Raw genomic sequence first — 25406 nt, forward strand, 5'->3', positions numbered from 1 at the left:
CGCCACGGTGTGACCTGCGAGACAAACGCGGCCAGGTGATCCATGATTCCGGCCATGTTCTCCCCGACGGTCGCGCACGACTGGCACTTCCCGCGCTCGGTCACCGGCGTGCGGGTGCTGCTGGCCTGGGCGGGGGAGCGGGGGGTGCCTCCCGAGGCGCTGCTCGCCGGGTCGGGCCTGGGCGCGGGCGACGTCGCCGCGCCCGAGCGGGCCGACGACGAGCGCGAGGTCACGGCCGAGCAGGAGCTCGCGGTCGTGCGGGCGCTGCTGCGCCACCGCCCGGCCGGCCGCAGCGAGGACGGCCGCAGCGAGGACGGCCGGAGCACCCGGACCGACGCCGACCTCGGCGACGCGGTGGGGGCGGCGTACCACCTCGGCTCGTTCGGGGTGTTCGGCTTCGCGATGCTCGCCGGTCCCACGCTGCTCGACGCCGTCGAGCTGGCCACGCGCTACATCGACCTCAGCTTCACCTTCGCGCTGCCCGCGGCGACGCTCGAGGGGAGCGTCGAGGACGGCGAGGTGCGGGTCGTGGTCGACGGGGCGCCGCTGCCCGCGGACGTGCGGGCCTTCCTGGTCGCCCGCGACGCCCGGGCGATCGCGACGGCGCTCGGCGAGCTGCTGCCGGGCCTCGACGTCGCGGTGCGTGCGGAGGAGGGGCACGCCCGCGCCACGGTCTCCTTCGCCGCCCGTCGCCTCGGCGAGACCCTGCCCCAGGGCAACGCCGCGACCGCGGCGGCCTGCGAGCGGCTGTGCGCCGAGCTGGTGGACCGGCGCCGCTCGCGCCGCGGCCTGGCCCAGCAGGTGCGGGTGCTGGTCCGCCAAGAGGTCGCCTCCGGGGCGCCGGCGGCGACGGTCGCGGCCCGGCTCGGGCTCAGCGAGCGCACGCTGCGACGGCGTCTGGCGGCGCAGGGCACCTCGTACTCCGAGCTGCTCGACGAGGTCCGCAGCGGCCTGGCGAGCGTGCTGCTCGCCGGCCCGCTGCCGCTGGACGACGTGGCGCTGCAGCTCGGGTACGCCGAGGCCTCCAGCCTGATCCACGCCCACCGCCGCTGGACCGGGCGTACGCCCCGCCAGCCGCAGGCCTGAGCCGCCGCAGCGGCCGGTGGCCCCGGTCCCCACCGCCCGCCCGGCAGGATGGAGGGCATGGAATTCCGTCACCTCGGTCGCTCGGGCCTGCAGGTCTCCGAGATCACCTACGGCAACTGGCTCACCCACGGGTCCCAGGTCGAGAACGACATCGCCACCGCGTGCGTGCACCGGGCGCTCGACCTCGGCATCACCAGCTTCGACACCGCCGACGTGTACGCCAACGGCAAGGCCGAGACCGTGCTCGGCGAGGCGCTGAAGGGCCAGCGTCGCGAGTCGCTCGAGATCTTCACGAAGGTCTACTGGCCCGTCGGGCCGGACCCGAAGGGCAAGAACGACACCGGTCTGTCGCGCAAGCACGTCATGGAGTCGATCGACGGCTCGCTGCGCCGCCTGCAGACCGACTACGTCGACCTCTACCAGGCCCACCGCTACGACCTGTTCACCCCGCTCGAGGAGACGATGCAGGCGTTCGCCGACATCGTGCACTCCGGCAAGGCGCACTACATCGGCGTCAGCGAGTGGACGGCCGAGCAGATCCGCGACGCCCACGCGCTCGCGGTCGACCTCAAGATCCCGCTCGTCTCCAGCCAGCCGCAGTACTCGATGCTCTGGCGGATCATCGAGGACGAGGTCGTGCCCACCTCCGAGGAGCTGGGGATCGGCCAGATCGTCTGGTCGCCGATGGCGCAGGGCGTGCTGAGCGGCAAGTACGTGCCCGGCCAGCCGCTGCCGGAGGGCTCGCGCGCGACCGACCAGGCCGGCGGCTCGAAGATGATCGAGCGCTTCATGGCCGACGAGACCCTGGCCGCCGTGCAGGACCTCAAGCCGATCGCCGAGGACCTCGGTCTCTCGATGCCGGCGCTCGCCATCGCCTGGGTGCTGCAGAACCCCAACGTCTCCGCCGCCCTCGTCGGTGCCTCGCGGCCCGAGCAGCTCGAGGAGAGCGTCAAGGCCGCCGGCGTCACCATCCCCGACGACGCGCTCGCGCGGATCGACGAGGTGCTCGGCGACGTGGTCACCCGCGACCCGGCGCTGGTCGAGCGCTCCACGCCGCAGCAGCGCGTGGTCTGAGTCCGGGCGCCCGGCGGGTGGCATGCTTGCCGGGTGCCCCGACAGGTCCCCAGCCCCACGCGGCGCGGGGTGCTGCTCGCCGGCGCCGGGGCGCTGGGGGCGGCGGGCGCCGCGGCCGCGGCCACGGCGTGGGGACGCGGCTCCGACCTCGACGACGTCCGTGGCGTCCTGCGGATCGCGACGGGCAACCCCGGGGCGGTCTTCGACCGCTACGGGCAGGCGCTCGCCGACGAGGCCTCCCTCCGGATGCCCGGGGTCAGCAGCGGCGTGGTGCCGACCGGCGGCTCGTTCGGCAACCTCCGTGCCGTGCTGGAGGGGCGCGCCGAGGTCGCGTTCTCCCTCGGTGACAGCCTGCAGCAGGCGCGGGCGGGTGACGTGGCGCTGCGCGGCGCCGACGGGCTGACCGCGCTCACGCGGCTCTACGACAGCTTCCTGCAGGTGCTCGTGCGCGCCGACTCCGACGTCGTCCGTCTCGCGGACCTCGCAGGGCGGCGGGTCACCGCGGGTGAGGAGGACTCCGGGTCCCGCGTCGTCACCACGCGCAGCCTCGGGGCCGTCGGGGTGGACGTCGGCTCGCTCGACCTCGTCGACCTGCCGCTCGCCGACGCGGCCTCCCGCCTCGAGGCCGGGGACGTCGACGCCCTGGCGTTCGTCAGCGGATTCCCGATCCCGGTCCTGGTCGACCTCGGCCGCCGTACGCCGCTGCGTGCCCTCGACGCCGGTGGTGCCGTCCCGGAGATGGTGAGGCGCTGGGGTCCGCAGTACGTCGTCGGTCCGCTCCCGGCGGGCCCCTACGGCCTGCCCGCCGCGGTGACGACGGTGAGCGCCAAGACCTTCCTCGTGGCCCGTCCCGACCTGGGCGAGCGTCTGGCGCACGGGTTCACCTCGGTCGTCTTCGACCGTCAGGACGCCCTCGCGCGGGCGGTGCCGGACGTCCGTCAGCCCACGGTGGCGGCCGGCATCTTCACGCAGCCGGTCCCGCTCCACCCGGGCTCGTTGCGCTGGTTCCGGGAGCGCGACCGACGGGCAACGTGACGCGCACGCGCATGCCGGGGCGAGCGGCCTCGACCTCGGCGCGCCCCCCGGCGTCCTGAGCGCGGAGCAGCACGATGGCGAGGCCCAGGCCGGTGCCGTCGACGTCCGCGTGGCGCGCGAGGCGTTGGAAGCGGCCGCCGAGGGAGGCGGCCTCCGCCTCGTCGACGCCCGGTCCGTGGTCGCGCACGGCCAGCTCGAGGCTGTCGGCGCCGGCGCGCAGCGTGATCTCGACGACGGCGCCGGCGGCGTACTTCTGCGCGTTGTCGAGCAGCACGTCGACGACGGTGGGCAGCAGGTCCTCCTCCAGCTCTGCGCCCACCGGCGTGGTCGGCACGTCGATGCGCAGCAGGTCGCCGAACAGGGGCGCCCACAGCTCCACCCGCGCCCGCACCTGGGCCGCGGCGTCCACCCCCACCGCGACGCGGTCGAACCCGCCCGCGCGGCTCACCTCGATCACGGCGTCGAGCGCCCGGGAGAGGCGGTCGGCCTCGGCCAGCACCGGTTCGACCGCGGGGTCGCGAGTGCCGATGTCCTCCAGCCGCAGCCGCAGGGCGGTGAGCGGGTTCGCGAGCTGGTGCGACACGTCGGCGACCAGCTCGCGCTGCTGGCGCTGGGAGTGCTCGACGCTGGAGGCCATGTCGTTGAACGACTGCACGAGGCGGCGCAGCTCCGGCGGACCCTCGATCCGGCCGGCCGGCGGCGTGCGGCCCCGGGCCAGGTCGCGGGCGCGCTCCTCCAGGTCCTCCACCGGGCGCACCACCCAGCCCACCAGCGGCACCGCGACGAGCCACGCCACGACCGCGACGAACACGGATCCGGCCGCGGCGGCCACGGCGACGCGGAGCGCGACGGCGTCGCGCGGCGCGTCCGTGCGCTCGACCAGGACCACCGCGCCCAGCACCTGTGCGTCACGCCCGATCGGGGTCGCCACCACCATCGGGTCGTCGTTCCAGGGCCACAGCGCCGGCGGCGGGGAGGTGGTCGCACCGCTGAGCGCCTCGCGCACCGCGTCGTCGAGGCCGGGGACGCCGGCCGGCAGCGCGGTGCCCGGCGGTGCGGCGACGGCGCCGTCGGGGCCGAGCAGGAACGTCCGCGTGGTGCTCGTGACCTCGTCGTACCGCTCCAGGTCGGCCGTCAGCAGCGCCGGGTCGCTGTCCAGCCCCGGGGCTCCCGCGAGGGTGGCGAAGCGCGTCGCCGCGGCCAGCCTCTCCTCGTGCAGGCGCACGGCCCGCTGCTCGGCGTAGGCCGCCACGAGCGGCACGACGAGCGCGGCCAGCACCGCGACGGTGACGCTGAGGCTGAGCGCGAGCAGCCGACGTCTCACGGTGTGTCCCCGGGACGGGCGAGGCGGTAGCCGACGCCTCGCACCGTCTCGATCCGCACGTCGGCGCCGAGCTTCGCGCGCAGGGCGGCGACGTGGACGTCGAGCGTGCGCGACGCGCCGACCCAGGTGGTGTCCCACACCTCCTCCATCAGCGCGGCCCGCGTCACGGGCACGCCCGGAGTGCGGGCCAGCGCGCCGAGCAGCTCTGACTCCTTCGCCGTCAGCGCGACGAGCGTCCCGTCGTGCAGCCGGACCTCACGCGAGGTCCGGTCGTGCTCGAAGCCGAGGTCCACCGCGGGGGCCTCGGCGCTGCGGCCCCGGCTGCGGCGCAGGACGGCGTCCATCCGGGCGAGCAGCACCGCGGTGCTGTAGGGCTTGGTGACGTAGTCGTCGACGCCGGCGCGCAGGGCGCCGACGACCGCGCTCTCGGTACGCCGGGCGGTCACCGCGACGATCGGCACCGAGGATCGGGCCCGGACCTGCTGGCAGACCCAGAGGCCGTCGTGGTCGGGCAGCCCCATGTCGAGGAGGACGAGGTCGACGGCGTCCCGGCCGTCCCCGCTGTCCGTGGCGCCCGTGGCGCCCGCGGCGTCGAGGTGGGCGACGGCCTCCTGGGCGGTGGCGGCGTGCCGCACCTGCCACCCCCGGCTTCGCAGCGCCTGCACCAGCGCCTCGGCGAGCCCGGCGTCGTCCTCGACCACCAGCGCGCGCACCGCCCCACCCCTTCCTCGGCCCGGCAGCCGGGCCCGGCAGCCGGACCCGGCTGCCCGGTCCGGCGGCACAGCGTCGCACACGGCGGGCCCCCCGCCCCGGCCGTGCGCGACGCCGGCGTCCTCAGCGGCCGACGCCCACCGGCTGCCGCTGCGCGCGGCCCTCCTGCTCGCGGTCGAGGAACGTGGGCGCCCGGTTCTTCAGGACGAACACGTAGACCAGCAGCGAGAGCGCGATCGCGATCGTCACGTAGATCGCGAACGCGTCGAGCGCGTCGCGGGCCTTGGCGGCCTCGTAGACCAGCGGGGCCGTGCCGCCGAACATGGAGTTCGCCAGGGCGTAGCCGACCCCGACCCCGAGCGCCCGCACGTGGGCCGGGAAGAGCTCGGCCTTCACGACGGCGTTGATCGAGGTGTATCCGGTGAGGATCACGTAGGTGCCGGCCAGCAGCAGGAACGAGGCCGTCGGCGTGGTCACCTGCGGCAGGAGGGTCAGGAACGTCCAGGTCCACAGGACCCCGGCGACGCCGAAGCCGACGAGCAGGGGCTTGCGGCCGATCCTGTCGCTGAGCAGGCCACCGAGCGGCTGGATCACCATCAGCAGCACGAGCGCCGCCAGGTTGATCCAGGTCGCGGTCATCGGGTCGTCGGCGTACGTGCTCTTCACGATCAGGGGGCCGTTGACGCTGTAGGTGTAGAACGCGATGGTGCCGCCCAGGGTGACGAGGAAGCAGACCAGCAGCTGGCGGGGGTAGGCGGTCAGCAGCTCGGTCATCGAGCCCGACCTGCGCTCGACGCCGTCGTCGTGGAGCGACTCGTCCATGCTGCGGCGCAGGAAGAGGACGACGACCGCGCTGACCGCGCCGATGCCGAACGCGATCCGCCAGCCGAACGCCGAGATCTGCGCGTCGGAGAGGAACACCTGCTGCACGAGCAGCGTGATCTGCGCGAGGACGTGGCCGCCGACGAGCGTGACGTACTGGAACGACGAGAAGAAGCCGCGCAGGCCGGGGGTCGCGGCCTCCGACATGTACGTCGCGGACGTGCCGTACTCACCGCCGGTCGCGAAGCCCTGCAGGAGGCGACAGAGGATGAGGACGACGACGGCCGCGCCGCCGATCGTCTCCGCCGTCGGGGTGAGCGCGATGACGCCCGAGGCGGTCGCCATGACGGTGATGGAGAGGACGAGCGCGGGGCGACGGCCGTGGCGGTCGGCGTACCGCCCGAAGAACCAGGAGCCGATGGGCCGCATGAGGAACGTGACGGCGAAGATCGCCATCGTGTAGATCCCGGCGTTCGGCTCGCCCTCGGCGAAGAAGCTGGAGGAGAGGTAGCTCGCGAAGACGGTGTAGACGTACACGTCGTACCACTCGACGAGGTTGCCGAGGGAGCCGCGCACGGTGTTGAGGACGGCGCGGCGGATCCCGGGCTGGGCCGCGGGAGCGGCCGGGGGTGCTGTGGTCATGGGGCTCACCTTCCCGGCCGATCGGTTCGTCGGGGGCGAGGGGCCGGTCGCCTCGCCCACGACGAGGACGCTAGGTGTGACCGCGGTCATAGCCCGCCCCCGACCGGGCTGCCTTTACACAGACTTTGCAGAGGGTCGGAGCGGGTGCGACGGGGCGGAGGCGAGCCGCCCGCGAGGCGCTAGGATGGCGCTCGTGGCGACGTGCACCCTGCTCCTTCTCCCGCCGCGCTGACCCGAGCGTCAGCGCGGCCACCCCTCGCCGAGCGAGGGGTTTTTTCATGCCGGGACCGACCACGTCGTGCAGGACCGAGGAGAGCGAGAGATGAGCGAGACGCAGGCGGACCAGCGCCCCGAGGACGAGCAGCAGACCTACGACCCCGAGGCGCTGCAGCGCAAGTGGCTGCCCGTGTGGGACCGGCTCGAGCCGTTCCGCGCCGACGACGCGGTCGTCGACTCCGGCGAGCGGGAGAAGCGCTACGCGCTGACGATGTTCCCCTACCCCTCCGGCGACCTGCACATGGGCCACGCCGAGGTCACCGCGCTGCACGACGTGCTCGCCCGCTACTGGTGGCAGCGCGGCTACGAGGTGCTCAACCCGATCGGCTGGGACTCCTTCGGCCTGCCCGCGGAGAACGCCGCGATCCGCCGCGACGAGCACCCGGCGACCTACACCTACGCCAACATCGAGACGCAGGCGACGTCGTTCCGCAACTACGGCCTCAGCTTCGACTGGTCGCGCCGGCTGCACACCTCCGACCCGGAGTACTACCGCTGGACGCAGTGGCTGTTCCTGAAGTTCCGCGAGCGCGGCCTGGCCTACCGCAAGGCGAGCCCCGTCAACTGGTGCCCGAACGACCAGACCGTGCTGGCCAACGAGCAGGTCGTCGACGGCGCCTGCGAGCGCTGCGGCGCCGTGGTCACCAAGCGCGAGCTGACCCAGTGGTACTTCAAGGTCACCGAGTACGCCCAGCGCCTGCTGGACGACATGGAGCAGCTCGAGGGCCGCTGGCCCGAGCGGGTGCTCACCCTGCAGCGCAACTGGATCGGCCGCTCCGAGGGCGCGCACGTCGACTTCGACCTGCACCTGGCCGACGGCTCGACGCGCCAGGTCACCGTCTACACCACGCGACCCGACACCCTGTTCGGCGCGACCTTCATGGTCGTGGCGGCCGACGCGAAGCTGGCCGCCGAGATCGTGGCGCCCGACCAGGCGGCGGCGTTGGAGGCGTACGTCGACGAGGTCCGCAAGGCCTCCGACATCGACCGTCTGGCCACCGACCGTCCCAAGACCGGCGTGCCGCTGGGCATCACCGCCACGAACCCGGTCAACGGGGAGCAGATCCCGGTGTGGGCGGCCGACTACGTGCTGGCCGACTACGGCACCGGCGCCGTGATGGCGGTGCCGGCGCACGACCAGCGCGACCTCGACTTCGCCAAGGCGATGGGGCTGCCGGTGCGGCGCGTGGTCGACACGGGGGAGGAGAACCCGGAGGAGACGTTCGTCGCGACCACGGGCGACGGCGCGTACGTCAACTCCGGCGACCTGGACGGCCTGCGTGACAAGGCGGCCGGCATCGGCGCGATCGTCGACCGCCTCGAGGCCGAGGGACGCGGCAGCCGCGCGACCAACTTCCGCCTGCGCGACTGGCTGCTGAGCCGCCAGCGCTTCTGGGGCGCCCCCATCCCGATCGTGCACTGCGCCGCGTGCGGCGAGGTGCCCGTGCCGGAGGACCAGCTGCCCGTCGTGCTGCCCGACCTCAAGGGCGCCGACCTCAAGCCCAAGGGCACCTCGCCGCTGGGCGCGGCGCGCGAGTGGGTCGAGGTGGACTGCCCGTCGTGCGGCGGCCCGGCCGAGCGCGACACCGACACGATGGACACGTTCGTCGACTCGTCGTGGTACTTCCTGCGCTACTGCTCGCCCGGCGACACCTCCGCGGCCTTCGACCCCGCGGACCTCAAGCGCTGGGGCCCGATCGACATGTACATCGGCGGCGTCGAGCACGCCGTCCTGCACCTGCTCTACAGCCGGTTCTTCACCAAGGTCCTGCACGACATGGGCCTGCTCGACTTCGTCGAGCCCTTCTCCGCGCAGCTCAACCAGGGCGTGGTGATCAACCAGGGCAAGAAGATGAGCAAGTCGCTGGGCAACGGGATCAACCTGGGCGACCAGCTGGAGGAGTTCGGCGTCGACGCCGTGCGCCTCACGCTGGTCTTCGCGGGCCCGCCCGAGGACAACATCGACTGGGCGGACGTCTCCCCGGCCGGCTCGCTGCGCTTCCTGGCCCGGGCCTGGCGCCTGGCGGGCGACGTGACCTCCGCCCCCGGGGCCGACGCCACCACCGGCGACGCCGCGCTGCGCCGCTTCACGCACCGCACGCTGGACGAGGCCGCGACCCTGGTCGAGGGCTACCGGTTCAACGTGATGGTCGCCCGCACGATGGAGCTGGTGAACGCCACCCGCAAGGCGATCGACTCCGGTTGCGGCCCGGCCGACCCCGCGGTCCGCGAGGCCGCGGAGGCCGTCGCGATCCTGCTCTCGCTCGTCGCGCCCTACACGGCCGAGGAGATGTGGGAGCGCCTCGGCCACGAGCCGACGGTCGCGCGCGTCGGTTGGCCGGTCGTCGACCCGGCGCTGCTGGTCGAGGAGTCGGTCACGGCCGTCGTGCAGGTGCAGGGGAAGGTCAAGGCCCGCCTCGAGGTGGCCCCGGACGTCTCCGAGGCGGACCTCGAGGCCGCCGCGCTCGCCGACCCCGCGGTGGTCGCGGCGATCGGCGACAAGGCGGTCCGCAAGGTGATCGTGCGCGCGCCCAAGCTCGTCAACGTGGTGGTCGGCTGAGGTGGCGCCCGCTCCGGGCGCCACGGGGGCGCGTACCGCCGTCGTCACCGACTCCACCGCCCAGCTCGGCGCCGACGCGGTGGCCGCGCTGGGCGTGACGGTCGTGCCGCTGCAGGTCGTGATCGGCGAGGAGGTGCACGACGAGTGCACCGAGGCGGGCAGCGCCGAGCGGGTCACCGCGGCGCTGCGCGCGCGGGAGCGCGTCAGCACCTCCCGCCCGGGGCCCGCGGTCTTCGAGGAGGTGTACGCCGGCCTGGTCGCCGGGGGCGCCGAGGAGATCCTCTCGGTGCACCTCTCGGGCGCGGTGAGCGGCACCTACGAGTCCGCGCTGATCGCCGCCCGCTCCGTCGGGGTGCCGATCCGCACGGTCGACACGCGCCAGGTGGGCCCGGCGACGGGGTACGCCGTCGCCGCCGCCGTCGCCCGGCTGCGCGAGGGCGCGAACCTGGACGCGGCCGCGAAGGCGGCGCGGGAGCGGGCCGCGGCCGCGGTCTCGTACTTCTACGTCGACTCGCTGGAGTACCTGCGCCGGGGCGGCCGGGTCGGCGCCGCCGCCGGCCTGCTCGGCGGCGTGCTGGCCGTCAAGCCCATCCTCACGGTCGAGAACGGCACGGTCGCGGGCAAGGAGAAGGTACGCACGGCCTCGCGCGCCCTGGCCCGCCTCGGCGACCTGGCGGTCGAGGCCGCCGGCGACCGACCCGTCGAGATCGGGGTGGCGCACCTCGCCAACCCCGACGCCGCCGGGGACCTCACCGCGCTCCTGGAGGAGCGTCTGGGCGACAGGCTCGACGGCCGCTCGGTGTCGTGCAGCGAGCTGAGCGCCGTGCTCGGCGTGCACGCCGGGCCCGGCACCGTCGCCGTGTGCGTCTCGCCGCTGGACTGATCCGGACCGACGGGCCCGGTTGTCGTCCACAGGCGGTGGCGGTGCGGGTCCTCTCCACAGTGCGCTCCACGGCGTCCCGCGGGTCCTCCGGACGTTCCTAGGTTCGGGGCCATGCCCGTTCGCGACCCCAGCACCGACGTCGACGTCCTCCGTGCGCGGCTGGAGGAGAACACCCGGATCCGCGACGACGGGTGGCACCGCCAGGTGCTCGCACGCGCGGGCGGGACGCAGCAGACGTCCGGACCGGACGAGCCGGTCGGGATGGACACGGGCGACGGGCCGCACGACGTCGCCGGTCCCGCGCTGCCGCGGCCGGGACGGCACGCGCGCCCCGGGTCACGGGTCGGCGCCGGTGCGGGCATCCGGGCCGGGCTGCCCCTCCCGGGTGGGGCCCGCCTCGCGCTCGGGCCCGCCCAGGTCGCCGTGGTCGCGCTGGTCGCGGCCCTCGCCCTCGCGCTGACCGGTTGGTGGCTGGTGCGCAGCCAGGCCGCGGAGCGGCCGGTCGTGCCCGTGAGCACCGCCGCCACCGGGACGTCGCTGGGCGCGAGCGCGACGGACGGTGGTGCCTCCTCGGCGGCGCCCGCGCCGGGCGGCGCGGACGCGGCGCCGGACGCGGGACCGGACGCGGGGCCGGTTGGAGGATCGGACGGTGCAGCGGCGGAGGTGGTGGTGCACGTCGACGGCGAGGTCGCCCGCCCGGGCATCGTGGTGCTGCCCGTGGGCTCCCGGGTCGCGGACGCGGTCGAGGCGGCCGGCGGGGCGCTGCCGGACGTCGACCTGGTCGGCGTGAACCTCGCGCGGCTGCTCGTCGACGGGGAGCAGGTGCTCGTCGGCGTCGACGCGCTACCGGCCCCGGCGGGGCCGAGCGGTGGCCAGCCGGGCCCGGCCGGTGGCGCCAGCCCCGGTGGCGCCGGCGGGTCGGGTGCGGCGGGCGGTCAGGTGAACCTCAACACCGCCGACCTGGCGGCGCTCGACACCCTGCCGGGGGTCGGGCCGGTGACCGCCCAGGCGATCCTCGACTGGCGCACCGAGAACGGCGGTTTCACGTCGGTCGACGAGCTCGTCGAGGTCGACGGCATCGGCGAGGCGACCCTCGCGCGCATCGCCCCGCACGCGACCGTCTGAGCCGGCGCGTGCGTCGGGCGCCGGACGTCGGGCCGGAGACCTCGCCGGCGACGGGGGAGCGGCCGGGGGCGGACCTGCGGATGCCGGTGCTCGGTGCCGTCGCCTGGGCGGGGGCGCTGGTCGGTCTGCTCGCTCCCGCGCCGCTCGCCGTCCTGCTCACGGGCGTCGGCCTGGCGTTGCTCGTCGCGGCAGCCCGCCGCGACCGCGCGGGCCTGCGCGGCACCCTCGTGGCGGCCGCCGTCGTCCTCCTCGCGGCGACGGCGGTCGCCGGACTGCACCGTGCCGGCACCGCGACGGGTCCGGTGCCGCGGCTGGCGGCCGAGGAGGCGAGCGTCCGCGGCGTCCTCCAGGTCACCGGCGACCCGCGGCTGCGGCAGGGGACCTACGGCGACTACGTGGTGCTGCGCGGCGACCTGGTCGAGGTGACGGGTCGCGGTCGCTCCTACGCGCTGTCCGCCGGGGTGCTGCTCGTGGCGCCGCCCGGGTGGGAGGAGGTGGAGCTCGGGTCCCGGGTGGCGCTCGCGGGGCGGCTGGCGCCGGCGGACGGCGACCTGGCGGGAGTGCTCCGCGTCCGCGGGGAAGCCGAGCTGCTGGACAGCCCGGACGTGTGGTGGGACGGCGCCGCGCTGGTGCGGGGAGCGCTGCGGGAGAGCGTCGCGCACCGGCCCGACGACCAGGCGGTGCTCGTGCCCTCGCTCGTGGTCGGCGACGACGCCGGCCTCGACCCGGACCTGTCCGCCGACTTCCAGACCACCGGGCTGACCCACCTGCTCGCCGTGTCGGGGACCAACCTGACCCTCATCGTCGGCTTCCTGCTCGTGCTGGCGCGGGTGGTCGGCGTGCGCGGCCGGGGGAGGTACGCCGTCGCGGCCTTCGGCATCGTCGGCTTCGTGCTGCTGGCCCGCACGGAGCCGAGCGTGGTGCGCGCGGCGGCGATGGGCACGGTCGCGCTGCTCGGGATGGGGCACAACGGCTTGCGTCGGGGCACGCGCAGCCTCGGTGTGGCCGTCGTCGTGCTGCTGCTCGTCCAGCCCTGGTTGGCCGTCACGGTGGGATTCGCGCTCTCGGTGCTGGCGACCGCCGGGATCCTGTTCCTCGCCCCGACCTGGCGCGACGCGCTCGCGCGCTGGATGCCCCGGTGGCTGGCCGAGGCGGTCGCGGTGCCGGCGGCCGCCCAGCTGGCCTGCACGCCGGTGGTCGCCGCCATCTCGGGGCAGGTCAGCCTCGTGGCCGTCCTCGCGAACATGCTGGTGGCGCCGGTGGTCGGCCCGGCGACGGTCCTCGGCCTGGCGGGAGGGCTCGTCGGGCTGCTGTCCGCGCCGCTGTCACGGATCCCCGGGACGCTCGCGTCGTGGTGCGTCGCGTGGATCATCGCGGTCGCGGAGCGCGGCGCCGTGCTCCCGGCGGCCGCGGTCGGGTGGGGCACCTCGGTCCTGGCGGTGGGCGGCCTCACGGTGCTGTGCGCCGGCCTGGCGGTGGTGGCGCCGCGTCTGCTGCGCCGGCCGGTACGCGTCGTGGTCGCCACGGCGCTCGCCGTCGCCGCGGTCGTCGTGCGCGTGCCCGACCCCGGGTGGCCGCCGAGCGGATGGGCGGCGGTCGCCTGCGACGTCGGGCAGGGCGACGGCATCGTGCTGCGGGTCGCCGAGGGCGTGGCGGTCGTCGTGGACACGGGCCCCGACCCGGTCGCGATCGACCGGTGCCTCGACGACCTGCGCGTCGAGCGGGTCGCGCTGCTGGTGCTGACGCACTTCCACGACGACCACGCCGGCGCGGTCGACGGGGTGCTCGACGGCCGCGCGGTCGACGCGATCGAGGTCTCGCCGCTGCCCGAGCCGCCCGCCACGGCCACGGCGGTCGCCGCGGCGGCGCGGGCCCGGGGCGTACCCGTCTCGGTCCCCGGCCACGGCAGCCGCCGCACGATCGGCGACGTCTCCCTCGAGGTGCTGTGGCCCGAGCCGGGGGTGGTGCGCAGCGGCGGGGGAGAGCGCGACGGCGAGGGGTCGAACGCCAACGACGCCAGCCTCGTGCTGCTCGCCGAGGTGCGGGGCGTCAGCCTGCTGCTCACCGGCGACGTCGAGCCGCCCGCCCAGCGACGGCTGCTGCGCACCCTGCGCGAGCGATCCGTCGCGCTCGACGTCGACGTGCTCAAGGTGCCCCACCACGGCAGCCGCCACCAGGACCTCGACCTGCTCACCCACGTGCGGCCCGAGGTCGCCCTGGTGCCCGTCGGGGCCGACAACACCTACGGGCACCCCAACCCCGGTCTCCTCGGCACCCTCGAGTCCGCCGGGGCGGTGGTGGCCCGCACCGACGTGCACGGGGACGTCGCGGTGGTGACCACGGAGGGTCGGGCGGGCCCGCCCGGCGTGGTCACCCGACGTCGGGCTCCTTCCGCCCACCCTCGGCGAGCTTGAGCCCGACGATGCAGAGCACGATCCCCGCGAGCAGCAGCACCTTCGCGACGGAGGCGGTCTCCTCCCCGGTGGTGATCGCCCAGCCGGCGGTGAGGACGGCGCCGAGGCCGGCCCACACCGCGTACGCGACGCCGATCGGGATCTGCCGGGCGGCGTGGGCCAGCGTCACCATGCTGGCGACCAGACCGACGGCGAAGACGACGCTGGGACCGAGGTTCGTGAAGCCCTCGCTGCGGCCGAGCGCCGTGGCCCACACGGCCTCGAGCACCGAGCTGAGCAGGAGCACGAGCCACGCCACGTCAGCCCACCACCTTGAGGCCGACGATGCAGCCGATCAGACCCACGAGCAGGAGCGCCGTGACGGGGGAGAGGCTCGCCCGCCCGCGGGCCACCGAGATCACGACCGTCAGCACGGCCCCGATCCCGACCCACACGGCGTACGCCGTGCCGACGGGGATCTCCGACATCGCGAACGCGAGGCCGCCCATGCTCGCGACCAGGGCGACGGCGAAGACCGCCGTCGCCGTGCGCCGTCGGAAGTTGTCGGACTCGCCCAGCGCCGTCGCCCAGACCGACTCCAGCACGCCGGACACGACCAGCACGGTCCACGCCATCACTGTCTCCTCGCTCGTTGTCGCACGGATGTACCAGAACGTTGTACCCGATTCCCGCACAGTCGTGCAAGAATCACCCGCATGCCCCGATCGATGGACCGCGAGGAGCGCCTGCGCGTGATCGCCAGGGCCTCCTGGCGGGTGCTCGCCCGCGACGGTCTGGCCTCGCTCTCGGTGCGCAACGTCGCCGCCGAGGCCGGCTTGGCGCCCAGCTCGCTGCGCTACGTGCTGCCGACGCAGCAGGCGCTGCGCGAGCACGCGGTCGAGTCCTCCGTGGCTGGCCTGCAGGGGCGCCTCGCCGCGGTCGACCGGAGCGGGGCGGGGTGGCCACGCGAGCTCCTGGCGCAGCTCGTGCCGCTCGACGACGAGCGCCGCCTGGAGATGGAGGTCTACGTGGCGCTCGGGGTGGCGGCGCTGACCGACGAGACGCTGCGGCCACCGCGCGAGCGCTACGAACGGACGCTGCGCCGCGCCTGCCGGGACGCGGTCGATGCACTGGTGCAGGAGACGGGTGGCGGAGCGGGCCCCGTGGACGCAGCCGTCGACCTCGAGTCGTGGGCCCGGGTCACCCACGCCCTGGTCGACGGGCTCGCGCTGCAGATCGTGCACCGGGGCCCCGACGACGACCCGGCGTGGGGCGGGCGCGTCCTCGATGCCCACATCGACCAGATCCGCACGCTCGCCCGGGCGCTGTCGACGCAGGACTGAGCGCGCCGCCGGAGCCGTCGGTGCGCTGTGGCAGGCTCCTCGCCATGCCTCCTCGTTCCCGCGCCGCAGCGAGCCCGACCGCCCAGCGGCCCCCCGCGCCCGCGGACGTGCTGGGCCGGGTCACGCTGGTGACCGGCAAGGAGGAGTTCCTCAACGAGCGCACGGTGGTCGCGGTCCGCGCGGCCGTCCGGGCGCACGACCCGGAGGCCGAGGTCTCGGAGGCGGCGGCTGCCGAGCTGACGATGGCGACCCTCGGAGAGCTCGCTGCCCCGTCGCTGTTCTCGACGACGCGGTGCGTGGTCGTCCGCGCGCTGGAGAACCTGCCGGACGAGTCGGTCTCAGGGCTGGTGGAGTACGCGTCGGCACCCGCCGAGGACATCGCCCTGGTGCTGGTGCACTCCGGCGGGGCGAAGGGCAGCGGCACGCTGGCGAAGCTGCGCAAGAGCCCCGGGGTCACCGAGGTGAAGTCCGCCGAGCTGCGGGCCCACGAACTGCCGCGGTTCGTCGCGGGGGAGGTGCGGGCCGCCGGCTCCGCGATCGACGAGGAGGCCGCCGACGTGCTGGTCCAGGCCGTCGGCAACGACCTGCGCGCGCTCAGCGCCGCCGCGCACCAGCTGGCCAGCGACTTCGCGGGGCGGCGGATCGGCACCGCGGAGGTGGGCCGCTACTTCGGCGGCCGGGCGGAGGTCACCTCGTTCGCCGTCGCCGACCACGCCTTCTTCGGGCGCCGCGCCAAGGCGCTGGAGGAGCTGCGCTGGGCCATCGACACCGGCACGGCGCCGGTCCTCGTGACGTCGGCCTTCGCGGCCGGGGCCCGGGGGCTGGCGAGGATGACCTCCGCGCCCCGGGGGATGCGGGAGGCGGACCTCGCGCGGGAGGTCGGGGTGCCGCCGTGGAAGCTGCGCACGCTGCGCGACCAGGCCCGCGGCTGGGACGACGCGTCGCTGCGCGAGGCCATCCGCGCGGTGGCGCGGGCGGACGCCGACGTCAAGGGCGCGGGCGGCGACGCGGCGTACACGCTCGAGCGGCTCGTGCTGACGGTCGCCGGGCTGCGCGGTCGCTGAACCGGTCGCCCCACCGGTCGCTGGACCGGCCGGGAACAGTCGCGCGAACGCCGAAGGGCGCCGACCCCCGGAGGGGTCGACGCCCTGTGCGTACGACGCGCGGCTGCGACGAGCAGTGCCGCGAGGTGGTGCCGCGGCTCAGAGAGCCGCGGAGCGCTTCGCGATGGCCGACTTGCGGTTCGCGGCCTGGTTCTTGTGGATGACGCCCTTGGAGGCGGCCTTGTCGAGCTTGCGGTTCGCAGCCTGGCCGGCGGCCACGGCAGCGTCCTTGTCGCCGGCGTCCGCGGCGGCGCGGAAGCGGCGCACGAGCGTCTTCAGCTCGCTCTTGACCGCCTTGTTGCGCTCGTGACGGCGCTCGTTCTGGCGGTTGCGCTTGATCTGGGACTTGATGTTGGCCACGTGTCTCTGCCTTCGTGTTGCTCGTCGGTCGTTCGGGATTCGTCGTACGGTGGCGGCCGGCGCTCGCCGCCACGAGGGCAGGCTGCGTCCAGACACGCGATCAGCGAAGTTACCAGCGACGGGCCGGTCGCCTCAAATCGCGGTCGCTCAGTCCTCGGGCGCGGCGGCGGCCATCCCCGGCAGGTCGCCCCCGGACGGCGGCAGGGCGACGCGTTTGGCCCGCCGCCCGCCCCACGTGGGAGGATCGGGTGGTGCCTGCTACGCCTGCGTCCGCCGTGCCCCAGCCGGGGCGCACCGACGCCACGACGATCCGCAACTTCTGCATCATCGCCCACATCGACCACGGCAAGTCGACGCTGGCCGACCGGATGCTGCAGCTGACGGGTGTCGTCGACGAGCGCGCGGCCCGGGCGCAGTACCTCGACCGGATGGACATCGAGCGCGAGCGCGGCATCACCATCAAGAGCCAGGCCGTGCGCATGCCGTGGACGGTCGCCGAGGGCAACGAGACCGGCGCGGAGGCGGGGACGTACGTCCTCAACATGATCGACACGCCCGGCCACGTCGACTTCACCTACGAGGTCTCGCGCTCCCTCGAGGCCTGCGAGGCGGCCATCCTGCTCGTCGACGCCGCGCAGGGGATCGAGGCGCAGACCCTCGCGAACCTCTACCTCGCGATGAGCGCGGACCTCCACATCATCCCGGTCCTCAACAAGATCGACCTGCCCAGCGCCAACCCGGAGAAGTACGCCGCGGAGCTGGCCGGGCTGGTCGGCTGCGAGCCCGAGGACGTGCTGCTCGTCAGCGCCAAGACCGGGGTCGGCGTCGAGCGGGTCCTCGACGAGATCGTCAAGCAGACCCCCGCGCCCGTCGGGAACGCGGACGCGCCCGCGCGCGCCCTGATCTTCGACTCCGTCTACGACACCTACCGCGGCGTGATCACCTACGTCCGCGTCGTCGACGGCCAGCTCAACCACCGCGACCGGATCAAGATGATGTCGACCGGCGCGACCCACGAGATGCTCGAGGTCGGCGTGATCAGCCCCGAGCAGGTCAAGGCGGGCGAGCTCGGCGTCGGCGAGGTCGGCTACCTCATCACGGGCGTGAAGGACGTGCGCCAGTCCCGCGTCGGCGACACGGTGACCACGCAGCACCGCGGGGCCGAGGAGTCCCTGGGCGGCTACAAGCACCCGAACCCGATGGTCTACGCGGGCCTCTACCCGATCGACGGCGACCAGTTCGGCGACCTGCGCGAGGCGCTGGAGAAGCTCCAGCTCAACGACGCAGCGCTCACCTACGAGCCCGAGACCTCGGGCGCGCTGGGCTTCGGCTTCCGCTGCGGCTTCCTCGGCCTGCTGCACATGGAGATCACCCGCGACCGGCTCGAGCGGGAGTTCGGCCTCGACCTGATCTCGACCGCGCCGAACGTGGTCTACGGCGTGCAGATGGAGGACGGCACCGAGCACGAGGTGACCAACCCCAGCGAGTTCCCCGACGGCAAGATCGCGGAGGTCCGCGAGCCGGTCACCAAGGCGACGATCATCAGCCCGTCCGACTACATCGGCGCGATCATGGAGCTGTGCCAGACCAAGCGCGGTCAGCTGCAGGGCATGGACTACCTGTCCGAGGACCGCGTGGAGATGCGCTACATCCTGCCGATGGGCGAGATCGTCTTCGACTTCTTCGACCAGCTGAAGTCGCGCACCAAGGGTTACGCCTCGCTCGACTACGAGCGCACGGGCGAGCAGGCCGCCGACCTGGTCAAGGTCGACATCCTGCTGCAGGGCGAGCCGGTCGACGCGTTCAGCGCGATCGTGCACCGCGACTCGGCGTACGGCTACGGCGTGATGATGGCCGGCAAGCTGAAGGAGCTGATCCCGCGCCAGCAGTTCGAGGTGCCGATCCAGGCCGCCATCGGCGCCCGCGTGATCGCCCGCGAGAACATCCGCGCGATCCGCAAGGACGTGCTCGCCAAGTGCTACGGCGGTGACATCAGCCGCAAGCGCAAGCTGCTGGAGAAGCAGAAGGAGGGCAAGAAGCGGATGAAGATGGTCGGCCGCGTCGAGGTCCCCCAGGAGGCCTTCGTGGCCGCGCTCTCCACCACCCAGCCGGCGGAGAAGTCCAAGAAGTGAGCGCCGCGGTGCCGACGCGCGCGGAGATCGGGGCCGCCGCGGTGGCGATCGCGCCGTACGTCCGCCGCACCCCCGTGCTGGACGCGGTGGTCGGCGGGCACCCGGCGACGCTGAAGCTCGAGCTGCTGCAGCACGCCGGGTCCTTCAAGCCCCGCGGCGCGTTCGCGTCCGTGCTCGCGGCTTCCACGCGGCCCGAGCGGCTGGTGGCCGCCAGCGGGGGCAACCACGGCCTCGCGGTCGCCCACGTCGGTGCGACGCTCGGCATCCCCGCCGAGATCTTCGTGCCCGCCACCGCCCCCGCCGTGAAGGTGGCGGGGTTGCGGGCGCGCGGCGCCCGGGTGCACCAGGTCGGCGCCACCTACGCGGAGGCGTACGCCGCCAGCGCGGACGCCGCGGCGGCCCCCGGGGCGCTGGCGCTGCACGCGTACGACGCTCCGCTCACCGTCACCGGCCAGGGCACGCTCGGTCGTGAGCTCGAGGAGCAGGTCGTCGCGCTGGGCGCCGAGGCGCCGGACACGGTCGTGGTCGCGGTCGGCGGCGGCGGGCTCGCCGGCGGCGTCGCGGCCTGGTTCGCCGGCACCCCGACCCGCGTCGTCGCCGTCGAGCCCACCGGGTGCCCCACGCTGCACGCCGCCCTGGCCGCGGGCGAGCCCGTCGCGGTCGCCCCCGGCGGGGTCGCTGCCGACTCGCTGGGCGCCAGCCGGATCGGCGCGATCGGCTTCGCCGCCCTGCGCCACGCCACCTCGGTGCTGGTCGAGGATGCCGACGTCCTCGACGCCCGCCGCTGGCTGTGGGACGAGCTGCGCCTCGTCGCCGAGCCGGGCGGGGCCGCGGCCGTCGCGGCGCTGCGGTCCGGGGCGTACGTCCCGGCGCCGGGCGAGCGCGTCGCGGTCGTGGTCTGCGGCGCCAACACCGACCCGTCCGACCTGGTCCGGGAGCACCGCGCCGGCGGCTAGCCGACCGCCGGCGCGCTCCAGCCCGGGTCCCGCCCGAGGCGGCCCAGCAGCCGCTCCCAGGCGCTGGCGTCGGCCGCGACCGGCACCGGCCCCGCGCACACGCCCTCGGCGTACAGCGCGTCGCCCCACGCGGCGGCCGTCTCCTCGTGGGCCGCCGCCTCGGCGTCGGACAGCGCGTACGCCTGACCGGTCGCCCGTGCGACGTCCCACGCGTGCACGGCGAGGTCCCACGTGTAGAAGTCGCGCAGCGTCTCCCCGACGGTGGTGGGGCCGAAGAACCCGTCGTACGTCGTCGCCAGCGCCTCGTCGTCCACCACGGCGGCGACCCCGGCCGCCCACGCGCGCCACGACGCGGCCAGGTCCTCGGCGTCCGCCGGGTGGGGAGCGTCGGGCGCCAGTGGCGAGGCGAGGCCGTGACGGGCGAGCAGCTCGCCCTCCGTGTCGACCGCGTGCCGCACCACGTCGCGCACGGTCCACCCGTCGCACGGCGTGGGCGCGTCCCACCGGGGGCCGGCATCGTCGAGGACCACCGCGAGCCGCTCGGCGCGGTCGACGTAGTCGGAGCGGATCTGCTGCGGGGTGGTGGCGCGGTGGCTGGTCATGACGGTGACGCTAGGCCGGTCGCGCAGGGCGCGCTTGTGATAATCGGACACGTGAGCGAGCGCCGCGGTCCCGAGCCGGTGAGCCCGATCGACCGGGCGCACCTGACCGGCCGCACCCGGCCCAGCCCGCCCATCCACCGCTACACCCCGTCGCCCGACCTGGCGGACCTCGTCGACCGCTACTGGATCCCGGTCTGGTCGCTGGCCGAGCCGACCACGCAGAGCACCCTGCAGCACCCGGTGTGCCTGGTCGTCGTCAGCGACACGTACGCGCGCTTCTACGGGGTCACGCGGGGCCTGTCGACGGTGACGCTGAGCGGGGACGGGTACGCCGCCGGCGTGATGCTGCGACCGGCCGCCGGACGCCTGCTGCTCGGGCGACCGGTGGGCGGGCTCACCGACGGGCACTGCGACCTGGGCGAGCTGGAGGGTCTCGACGGCGCTGCGCTCACCGCCGAGGTGCGGGCCCTGATGGACCCGGCGCCGGGCGACCCGGTGGCGCACCGGGCGGTGATCGAGGCGTACGAGCGGCGGCTGCGGCGGTTCCTGCCGGTCGACGAGCAGGGGATGCTGATCAACACGGTGGTCGACTGGCTGCGCGAGCACCCGGAGGTGACGCGGGTCGCCGAGGTCGCCGCCGCCCTCGACCTGGGGGAGCGCGCGCTGCACCGGCTCGTCGAGCAGCGCGTGGGGCTCTCGCCCAAGTGGCTGCTGCAGCGTCGCCGCCTCCACGACGCCGTCGTGGCGCTGAAGGCGGGGGAGACGTCGCTGGCGGCGATCGCGGCGGACCTCGGCTACTCCGACCAGGCCCACTTCACGCACGACTTCCGCACGGTGACCGGGATGACGCCGGGGAGCTACCTCGCCGACCAGGAGCGCCCCGGCGTCGGAGGAACGGGGTGAGCGCCGTCGTGCGGGTGCCGGCGCCCCTGGCGTCCCGGCGTCACCTGGGCCCGGAGTGGGCCGACTGGCTCGACCGCCTGCCCCGCCGCGCCGCGGACCTGCTGGCCGCGTGGGAGCTGCGGCTCGACGGCAAGCCGATGCACGGCCACGCCTCCCTGGTCCTGCCCGTGCGCACCGACCGCGGCGAGGCGGCCGCCCTGAAGGTCGGCTTCCCCGACCCCGAGTCCGAGCACGAGCACCTCGCGCTGGGCCGGTGGGCCGGTCGGGGAGCGGTACGCCTGCTGCGCGCCGACCCGGGGCGCTCGGCGCTGCTGCTCGAGCGGCTCGACGTCGAGGACCTCGGCGACCAGTGGGACGTCGAGGCCTGCGAGGTCGTCGGCGAGCTGTACGGCCGCCTCCACGTGCCGGCCGGACCCCAGCTGCGCACGCTGCCGTCGTCCGTCGCCGCGTGGGCGGACGCGCTGGAGCGCGACGCCCGAGCCGTGCCGATCCCGCGCCGCCTCGTCGAGCAGTGCCTCGCGCTCGCCCGGGACCTGTGCGCGGACCCGGCCAGCACCGGGACGCTGCTGCACGCCGACCTGCACTTCGGGAACGTGCTGCGCTCGCCGGAGCGCGGATGGGTCGCCATCGACCCGAAGCCGGTCTCCGGGGACCGGCACTACGAGCCGGAGCCGATGCTGCGCAACCGCTTCGAGGAGTACGGCCAGGTGCCCGGCGACAGCGTCCGCGACGGCATCCGCCGCCGCTTCCACACCCTCGTCGACACCGCCGGCCTCGACGAGGACCGGGCCCGCGCGTGGACCGTGGTGCGCAGCGTCCTGAACGCCCACTGGGGCGGCGACGACCGGGACCACGTGACGCGCTGCCTCACGATCGCCAAGGCGGTCCAGGACTAGCGGCCGGGACGGCGTGACCAGTCGAGGCCGGTGCACTCCTCGTACGCGTCGGCGTACTCCGGGCTCGCGGTCGCGATCGTGCCGCCGGCGAACGCCCACAGCCGGGGGTCCTCGCCCAGGTAGCTCACGAGCCGGCGGCCGTCGCCGCACTCGAGGACGCGGCTCACGGTGAGGCTGTCGTGGGGCCCGGACCGCTGGCACATCGCGTAGTCGGCGGGCAGTGTCCCGCCGACGACCCACACGCTCCCGCACGCCGGTGGGCCGTGTGCGGCGCCGCAGGCCGTCAGCGTCGCGGCTGCCGCGAGGACCAGGGCGAGCAGCGGACGAGGCACGGGCCGACGCTACGCGGGCGGCGCGTCGGGCGTACCGCTTTCCGGTCCGGCCCCCGCGACCTCAGTCCTCGCCGAGCAGAGCGCGCAGGGCGTCGCGGTGGGTGCGGTACGCCGTCCTCCCGGCCCGGGTGAGCTTGAAGGAGGTGCTCGCGCCGCGCCCGCGCCCCGACTTCGCGACGGCGACGTAGCCGGCCGCCTCGAGCGCGGACATCTGCTTCGACAGGTCCGAGTCGGCGAGCTCGAGCCGCTCCTTGAGGAACTGGAAGGTCACCTGGTCGGCCGTCGAGAGCACGGCCATCGCCGCGAGGCGCTTGGGTGCGTGGATGACGGGGTCCAGGTCCCCGATGCCGCTGCGGGTCACGCGAGCCGCGCCTTGACCGCGTCGGCGGCGCGCTCGTAGACCCGCTCGTAGGCGAGGAGGCCGACGTACGCGACGGCGGTCGTGGCCAGTCCCGTGACCCACCACGGCACCACGAACGCCAGGGCCACGAGTCCTGCCGCGCCGAGGAGGAACCCGATCGAGTAGTACCAGTACACCCGCCGGATCTCCGGCGGCTTCGGGCCGAACGTCCGGGGCCAGGCCCCGTGGTAGCTCTGGTGCCAGGACATGTAGGCCCCGAGCAGTGCGGCGAGGGGCAGGACGACCGCCAGCATCAGCAGCGCGGTCCACATGCTGCTCGAGGAGAGCCCGGACCAGTGGAACGACTGCACGGCGGCCATGGCGCCGAACCACGCGGCGAAGCCCGGGGCGAACCACCACGGCGAGCGGCGCTGGTCGACGTAGGGGGAGGCCTCGGCGCGCTCGATCTGACGGAGCTGGTCGCGGATGTCATCGCTTTCCATGCTGGAAACCGTAATGAGTGGTTTCCAGTTGTGCAAGTAGAAAGTCGGGGCGGATCGGCCAACTCGTGGGCGTTCGCTACCCCCGGGTAGGCAAAGTGATCTAGGTTACGGAGGCATCCAGTGACCCGCGCCGTCGGCGGCGCGAGCCCAGAGAGAGGCGGTACGCCCCCCATGCCGATCAACCGAGACCCGTCGTTCATCGACCACATGCCCCGCAACGTCGCCGTGCAGTTCTTCGAGCGCGTCGAGAAGTCCGGCGACCGGGAGGCCTACCGCTACCCGGTCGGCGAGTCGTGGGAGTCGGTGACGTGGAAGCAGGTCGGCGACCAGGTCACGCGCGTCGCGGCCGGTCTGCTCGCGCTCGGGGTCGAGGGGGAGGAGCGGGTCGGCATCGCCTCCGCCACCCGCTACGAGTGGATCCTGGCGGACCTGGCCGTGATGGCGGCGGGCGCGGCCACCACGACGGTCTACCCGACCACCAACGCCGCGGACGTGGCGTACATCCTGGGCGACTCCGAGAGCCGCGTCGTCTTCGCGGAGGACGACGACCAGATCGCCAAGCTGCGCGAGCACCGCGACCAGCTGCCCAGCGTCCTCAAGGTCGTCACCTTCACCGGGGCCACCGACGGCGACTGGGTGATCGGCCTGGAGGACCTCGCGGTCCTCGGCGACGGTCTGCTCGCCCAGACGCCCGACGTGGTGCGCAAGACCTCGGAGTCCATCGAGCCCGAGGCCCTCGCCACCCTGATCTACACGTCCGGCACCACCGGCCGCCCCAAGGGCGTCCGGCTGCGGCACCGCTCGTGGGTCTACGAGGGCGAGGCCATCAAGAGCCAGCAGATCCTGTCGGAGGAGGACCTGCAGTTCCTCTGGCTGCCGATGGCGCACTCGTTCGGCAAGGTGCTGCTCAGCGTGCAGATGGCCTGCGGCTTCGCCACGGCCATCGACGGCCGCGTCGAGCGGATCGTCGACAACCTGGGTGTCGTCAAGCCGACCTTCATGGGCGCCGCGCCCCGCATCTTCGAGAAGGCCCACGGCAAGATCGTCACGATGCAGGCCAACGAGGGCGGTGCGAAGGAGAAGCTGTTCAAGAAGGCCTTCGCCGTCGGCCTCGAGGTCGACCGCCGCAAGCGCGAGGGCCGCTCGATCCCGTTCGGCCTCAAGGTGCAGCACGGCCTGTTCGACAAGCTCGTGTTCTCCAAGGTCCGCGACCGCTTCGGTGGCCGCGTCCGCTTCTTCATCTCGGGCTCCGCGGCGCTCAACCAGGAGGTGGCCGAGTGGTTCCACGCCGCGGGCATCCTCATCCTCGAGGGCTACGGGCTGACCGAGAACGCGGCGGGTGCCTTCGTGAACCACCCCGACGAGTACAAGTTCGGGTCCGTCGGGCACGTCTTCCCGGGTGGCGAGGTCAAGATCGCCGAGGACGGCGAGGTGCTCATCAAGGGGCACAACGTCATGGAGGGCTACCACAACCTCCCCGAGGAGACGGCCAAGACGCTCGACGCCGACGGCTGGCTGCACACCGGTGACATCGGCGAGCTCGACAAGGACGGGTTCCTCAAGATCACGGACCGCAAGAAGGACCTGTTCAAGACCTCGGGCGGCAAGTACATCGCGCCGACCGCGATCGAGTCGCAGTTCAAGGCGCTGTGCCCGTACGCCAGCCAGTTCCTCGTGATCGGCAACAACCGCAACTACTGCGTCGCGCTGATCACCCTCGACCCCGACCAGGTCGCCGACTGGGCCTCGCACAACGGCATGGAGGGGGCGTCCTACACCGACGTCGTCAGCTCTGCCGAGATGCAGAAGCTCATCGCGGGCTACGTCGAGCAGCTCAACGCCCGCCTGAACCGGTGGGAGACGGTCAAGAAGCACACGATCCTCGACCACGACCTCAGCATCGAGTCCGGTGAGCTCACGCCCTCGATGAAGGTCAAGCGCCCCGTCGTCGAGGCCAACAACGCGGAGGCGATCGACAAGCTGTACGCCTGAGCCGCGCGGCCGC

At 74.3% G+C, this 25406-nt stretch carries 24 protein-coding genes; 14 read left to right on the forward strand and 10 right to left on the reverse strand.

The window, feature by feature from the left end; genetic code table 11:
* Window positions 1–54: 54 nt before the first annotated feature.
* From RDV89_RS19035 to RDV89_RS19045, 3 genes are read left to right on the forward strand one after another with little or no spacing between them, the layout of a single operon-like run.
* The gene (locus tag RDV89_RS19035) at window positions 55–1086 is read left to right on the forward strand and encodes a helix-turn-helix domain-containing protein (protein ID WP_315735690.1); all 1032 of its coding nucleotides are present in this window, start codon (window positions 55–57) and stop codon (window positions 1084–1086) included.
* Between the two features lie 57 nt (window positions 1087–1143).
* Complete coding sequence (locus RDV89_RS19040; protein ID WP_315735692.1) at window positions 1144–2160, forward strand: aldo/keto reductase family protein; 1017 nt, start codon at window positions 1144–1146, stop codon at window positions 2158–2160.
* Window positions 2161–2193: 33 nt separating this feature from the next.
* Window positions 2194–3195, forward strand: a complete 1002-nt coding sequence (locus RDV89_RS19045; protein ID WP_315735694.1) for a TAXI family TRAP transporter solute-binding subunit — start codon at window positions 2194–2196, stop codon at window positions 3193–3195.
* Here the strand turns inward: RDV89_RS19045 and RDV89_RS19050 are convergent.
* The 3 genes from RDV89_RS19050 to RDV89_RS19060 form a co-directional block, all read right to left on the reverse strand.
* Window positions 3125–4519: a sensor histidine kinase gene (locus RDV89_RS19050; RefSeq protein WP_315735696.1), complete on the reverse strand. Its 1395-nt coding sequence runs from the start codon at window positions 4517–4519 to the stop codon at window positions 3125–3127. The two genes, RDV89_RS19045 and RDV89_RS19050, sit on opposite strands and share 71 nt — an antisense overlap.
* Window positions 4516–5232 (reverse strand): response regulator transcription factor, encoded by a 717-nt coding sequence (locus tag RDV89_RS19055; protein ID WP_315735698.1) that lies wholly within the window; start codon window positions 5230–5232, stop codon window positions 4516–4518. The genes RDV89_RS19050 and RDV89_RS19055 overlap by 4 nt, the downstream gene beginning before the upstream one ends.
* 121 nt (window positions 5233–5353) lie before the next feature.
* Window positions 5354–6589, reverse strand: coding sequence for an MFS transporter (locus RDV89_RS19060; protein ID WP_438823301.1), 1236 nt, complete (start codon window positions 6587–6589; stop codon window positions 5354–5356).
* Between the two features lie 427 nt (window positions 6590–7016).
* Between RDV89_RS19060 and leuS the strand changes: the two genes are divergently transcribed.
* The 4 genes from leuS (at window position 7017) to RDV89_RS19080 (ending at window position 13952) form a co-directional block, all read left to right on the forward strand.
* Window positions 7017–9530 (forward strand): leucine--tRNA ligase, encoded by a 2514-nt coding sequence (leuS, locus tag RDV89_RS19065; RefSeq protein ID WP_315735702.1) that lies wholly within the window; start codon window positions 7017–7019, stop codon window positions 9528–9530.
* 1 nt (window position 9531) lies between these two features.
* Complete coding sequence (locus RDV89_RS19070) at window positions 9532–10413, forward strand: DegV family protein (protein WP_315735704.1); 882 nt, start codon at window positions 9532–9534, stop codon at window positions 10411–10413.
* A gap of 111 nt (window positions 10414–10524) precedes the next feature.
* A complete protein-coding gene (locus RDV89_RS19075) occupies window positions 10525–11538 on the forward strand; it encodes a ComEA family DNA-binding protein (RefSeq protein WP_315735706.1) in 1014 nt (337 codons plus the stop codon).
* 8 nt (window positions 11539–11546) lie between these two features.
* Complete coding sequence (locus tag RDV89_RS19080; protein WP_315735707.1) at window positions 11547–13952, forward strand: ComEC/Rec2 family competence protein; 2406 nt, start codon at window positions 11547–11549, stop codon at window positions 13950–13952.
* On the opposite strand, the gene RDV89_RS19085 is transcribed toward RDV89_RS19080, so the two are convergent.
* Together RDV89_RS19085 and RDV89_RS19090 are read right to left on the reverse strand one after the other, a co-directional pair.
* Complete coding sequence (locus tag RDV89_RS19085) at window positions 13909–14250, reverse strand: DMT family transporter (protein ID WP_315735708.1); 342 nt, start codon at window positions 14248–14250, stop codon at window positions 13909–13911. The two genes, RDV89_RS19080 and RDV89_RS19085, sit on opposite strands and share 44 nt — an antisense overlap.
* A 1-nt stretch (window position 14251) precedes the next feature.
* The gene (locus RDV89_RS19090) at window positions 14252–14566 is read right to left on the reverse strand and encodes a DMT family transporter (protein ID WP_315735710.1); all 315 of its coding nucleotides are present in this window, start codon (window positions 14564–14566) and stop codon (window positions 14252–14254) included.
* 81 nt (window positions 14567–14647) lie between these two features.
* On the opposite strand from RDV89_RS19090, the gene RDV89_RS19095 reads away from it, so the two are divergent.
* Both RDV89_RS19095 and holA read left to right on the forward strand, forming a co-directional pair.
* Entirely contained in the window at window positions 14648–15274 is a 627-nt protein-coding gene (locus RDV89_RS19095; protein ID WP_315735712.1) for a TetR/AcrR family transcriptional regulator, read from the forward strand.
* A 44-nt stretch (window positions 15275–15318) separates the two neighbouring features.
* Window positions 15319–16338, forward strand: coding sequence for a DNA polymerase III subunit delta (holA, locus tag RDV89_RS19100; RefSeq protein WP_315735713.1), 1020 nt, complete (start codon window positions 15319–15321; stop codon window positions 16336–16338).
* 138 nt (window positions 16339–16476) lie between these two features.
* On the opposite strand, the gene rpsT is transcribed toward holA, so the two are convergent.
* Window positions 16477–16737, reverse strand: coding sequence for a 30S ribosomal protein S20 (gene rpsT, locus RDV89_RS19105; RefSeq protein WP_315735715.1), 261 nt, complete (start codon window positions 16735–16737; stop codon window positions 16477–16479).
* 251 nt (window positions 16738–16988) lie between these two features.
* On the opposite strand from rpsT, the gene lepA reads away from it, so the two are divergent.
* Both lepA and RDV89_RS19115 read left to right on the forward strand, forming a co-directional pair.
* Complete coding sequence (lepA, locus tag RDV89_RS19110) at window positions 16989–18869, forward strand: translation elongation factor 4 (protein ID WP_315735717.1); 1881 nt, start codon at window positions 16989–16991, stop codon at window positions 18867–18869.
* Window positions 18866–19825 (forward strand): serine/threonine dehydratase, encoded by a 960-nt coding sequence (locus RDV89_RS19115; RefSeq protein WP_315735719.1) that lies wholly within the window; start codon window positions 18866–18868, stop codon window positions 19823–19825. Before lepA ends, RDV89_RS19115 begins: the two co-directional genes overlap by 4 nt.
* On the opposite strand, the gene RDV89_RS19120 is transcribed toward RDV89_RS19115, so the two are convergent.
* Window positions 19822–20427 (reverse strand): TIGR03086 family metal-binding protein, encoded by a 606-nt coding sequence (locus tag RDV89_RS19120; RefSeq protein ID WP_315735721.1) that lies wholly within the window; start codon window positions 20425–20427, stop codon window positions 19822–19824. The two genes, RDV89_RS19115 and RDV89_RS19120, sit on opposite strands and share 4 nt — an antisense overlap.
* Window positions 20428–20478: 51 nt before the next feature.
* Here RDV89_RS19120 and RDV89_RS19125 point away from each other — a divergent pair, with 51 nt between their 5' ends.
* Both RDV89_RS19125 and RDV89_RS19130 read left to right on the forward strand, forming a co-directional pair.
* Window positions 20479–21330, forward strand: coding sequence for a helix-turn-helix domain-containing protein (locus RDV89_RS19125; protein WP_315735723.1), 852 nt, complete (start codon window positions 20479–20481; stop codon window positions 21328–21330).
* Window positions 21327–22226 carry an aminoglycoside phosphotransferase family protein gene (locus RDV89_RS19130; RefSeq protein ID WP_315735725.1) on the forward strand — a complete coding sequence of 300 codons (900 nt, stop codon included), beginning with the start codon at window positions 21327–21329 and terminating at the stop codon, window positions 22224–22226. Before RDV89_RS19125 ends, RDV89_RS19130 begins: the two co-directional genes overlap by 4 nt.
* On the opposite strand, the gene RDV89_RS19135 is transcribed toward RDV89_RS19130, so the two are convergent.
* The 3 genes from RDV89_RS19135 to RDV89_RS19145 all read right to left on the reverse strand — a co-directional run bounded on the left by RDV89_RS19135 (window position 22223) and on the right by RDV89_RS19145 (window position 23401).
* Complete coding sequence (locus RDV89_RS19135; RefSeq protein WP_315735727.1) at window positions 22223–22558, reverse strand: hypothetical protein; 336 nt, start codon at window positions 22556–22558, stop codon at window positions 22223–22225. The genes RDV89_RS19130 and RDV89_RS19135 overlap by 4 nt on opposite strands.
* 61 nt (window positions 22559–22619) lie before the next feature.
* Window positions 22620–22919: a transcriptional regulator gene (locus RDV89_RS19140; RefSeq protein WP_315735729.1), complete on the reverse strand. Its 300-nt coding sequence runs from the start codon at window positions 22917–22919 to the stop codon at window positions 22620–22622.
* Window positions 22916–23401, reverse strand: coding sequence for a hypothetical protein (locus tag RDV89_RS19145; RefSeq protein WP_315735731.1), 486 nt, complete (start codon window positions 23399–23401; stop codon window positions 22916–22918). Before RDV89_RS19145 ends, RDV89_RS19140 begins: the two co-directional genes overlap by 4 nt.
* A gap of 171 nt (window positions 23402–23572) precedes the next feature.
* On the opposite strand from RDV89_RS19145, the gene RDV89_RS19150 reads away from it, so the two are divergent.
* Window positions 23573–25393 (forward strand): AMP-dependent synthetase/ligase, encoded by a 1821-nt coding sequence (locus RDV89_RS19150; protein WP_315735733.1) that lies wholly within the window; start codon window positions 23573–23575, stop codon window positions 25391–25393.
* Window positions 25394–25406 lie beyond the last annotated feature (13 nt).

It is taken from the genome of Nocardioides imazamoxiresistens, from assembly GCF_032378595.1.
Taxonomy (GTDB): Bacteria; Actinomycetota; Actinomycetes; order Propionibacteriales; family Nocardioidaceae; genus Nocardioides; species Nocardioides imazamoxiresistens.

Excerpts from the sequence above, each read along its gene's own strand:
- holA (WP_315735713.1), top strand. The coding sequence starts at position 15,319 with ATGCCTCCTCGTTCCCGCGCCGCAGCGAGCCCGACCGCCCAGCGGCCC.
- RDV89_RS19145 (WP_315735731.1), bottom strand. The coding sequence starts at position 23,401 with ATGGAAAGCGATGACATCCGCGACCAGCTCCGTCAGATCGAGCGCGCC.
- leuS (WP_315735702.1), top strand. The coding sequence starts at position 7,017 with ATGAGCGAGACGCAGGCGGACCAGCGCCCCGAGGACGAGCAGCAGACC.
- RDV89_RS19035 (WP_315735690.1), top strand. The coding sequence starts at position 55 with ATGTTCTCCCCGACGGTCGCGCACGACTGGCACTTCCCGCGCTCGGTC.
- RDV89_RS19095 (WP_315735712.1), top strand. The coding sequence starts at position 14,648 with ATGCCCCGATCGATGGACCGCGAGGAGCGCCTGCGCGTGATCGCCAGG.
- RDV89_RS19090 (WP_315735710.1), bottom strand. The coding sequence starts at position 14,566 with ATGGCGTGGACCGTGCTGGTCGTGTCCGGCGTGCTGGAGTCGGTCTGG.
- RDV89_RS19120 (WP_315735721.1), bottom strand. The coding sequence starts at position 20,427 with ATGACCAGCCACCGCGCCACCACCCCGCAGCAGATCCGCTCCGACTAC.
- RDV89_RS19040 (WP_315735692.1), top strand. The coding sequence starts at position 1,144 with ATGGAATTCCGTCACCTCGGTCGCTCGGGCCTGCAGGTCTCCGAGATC.
- RDV89_RS19075 (WP_315735706.1), top strand. The coding sequence starts at position 10,525 with ATGCCCGTTCGCGACCCCAGCACCGACGTCGACGTCCTCCGTGCGCGG.
- RDV89_RS19150 (WP_315735733.1), top strand. The coding sequence starts at position 23,573 with ATGCCGATCAACCGAGACCCGTCGTTCATCGACCACATGCCCCGCAAC.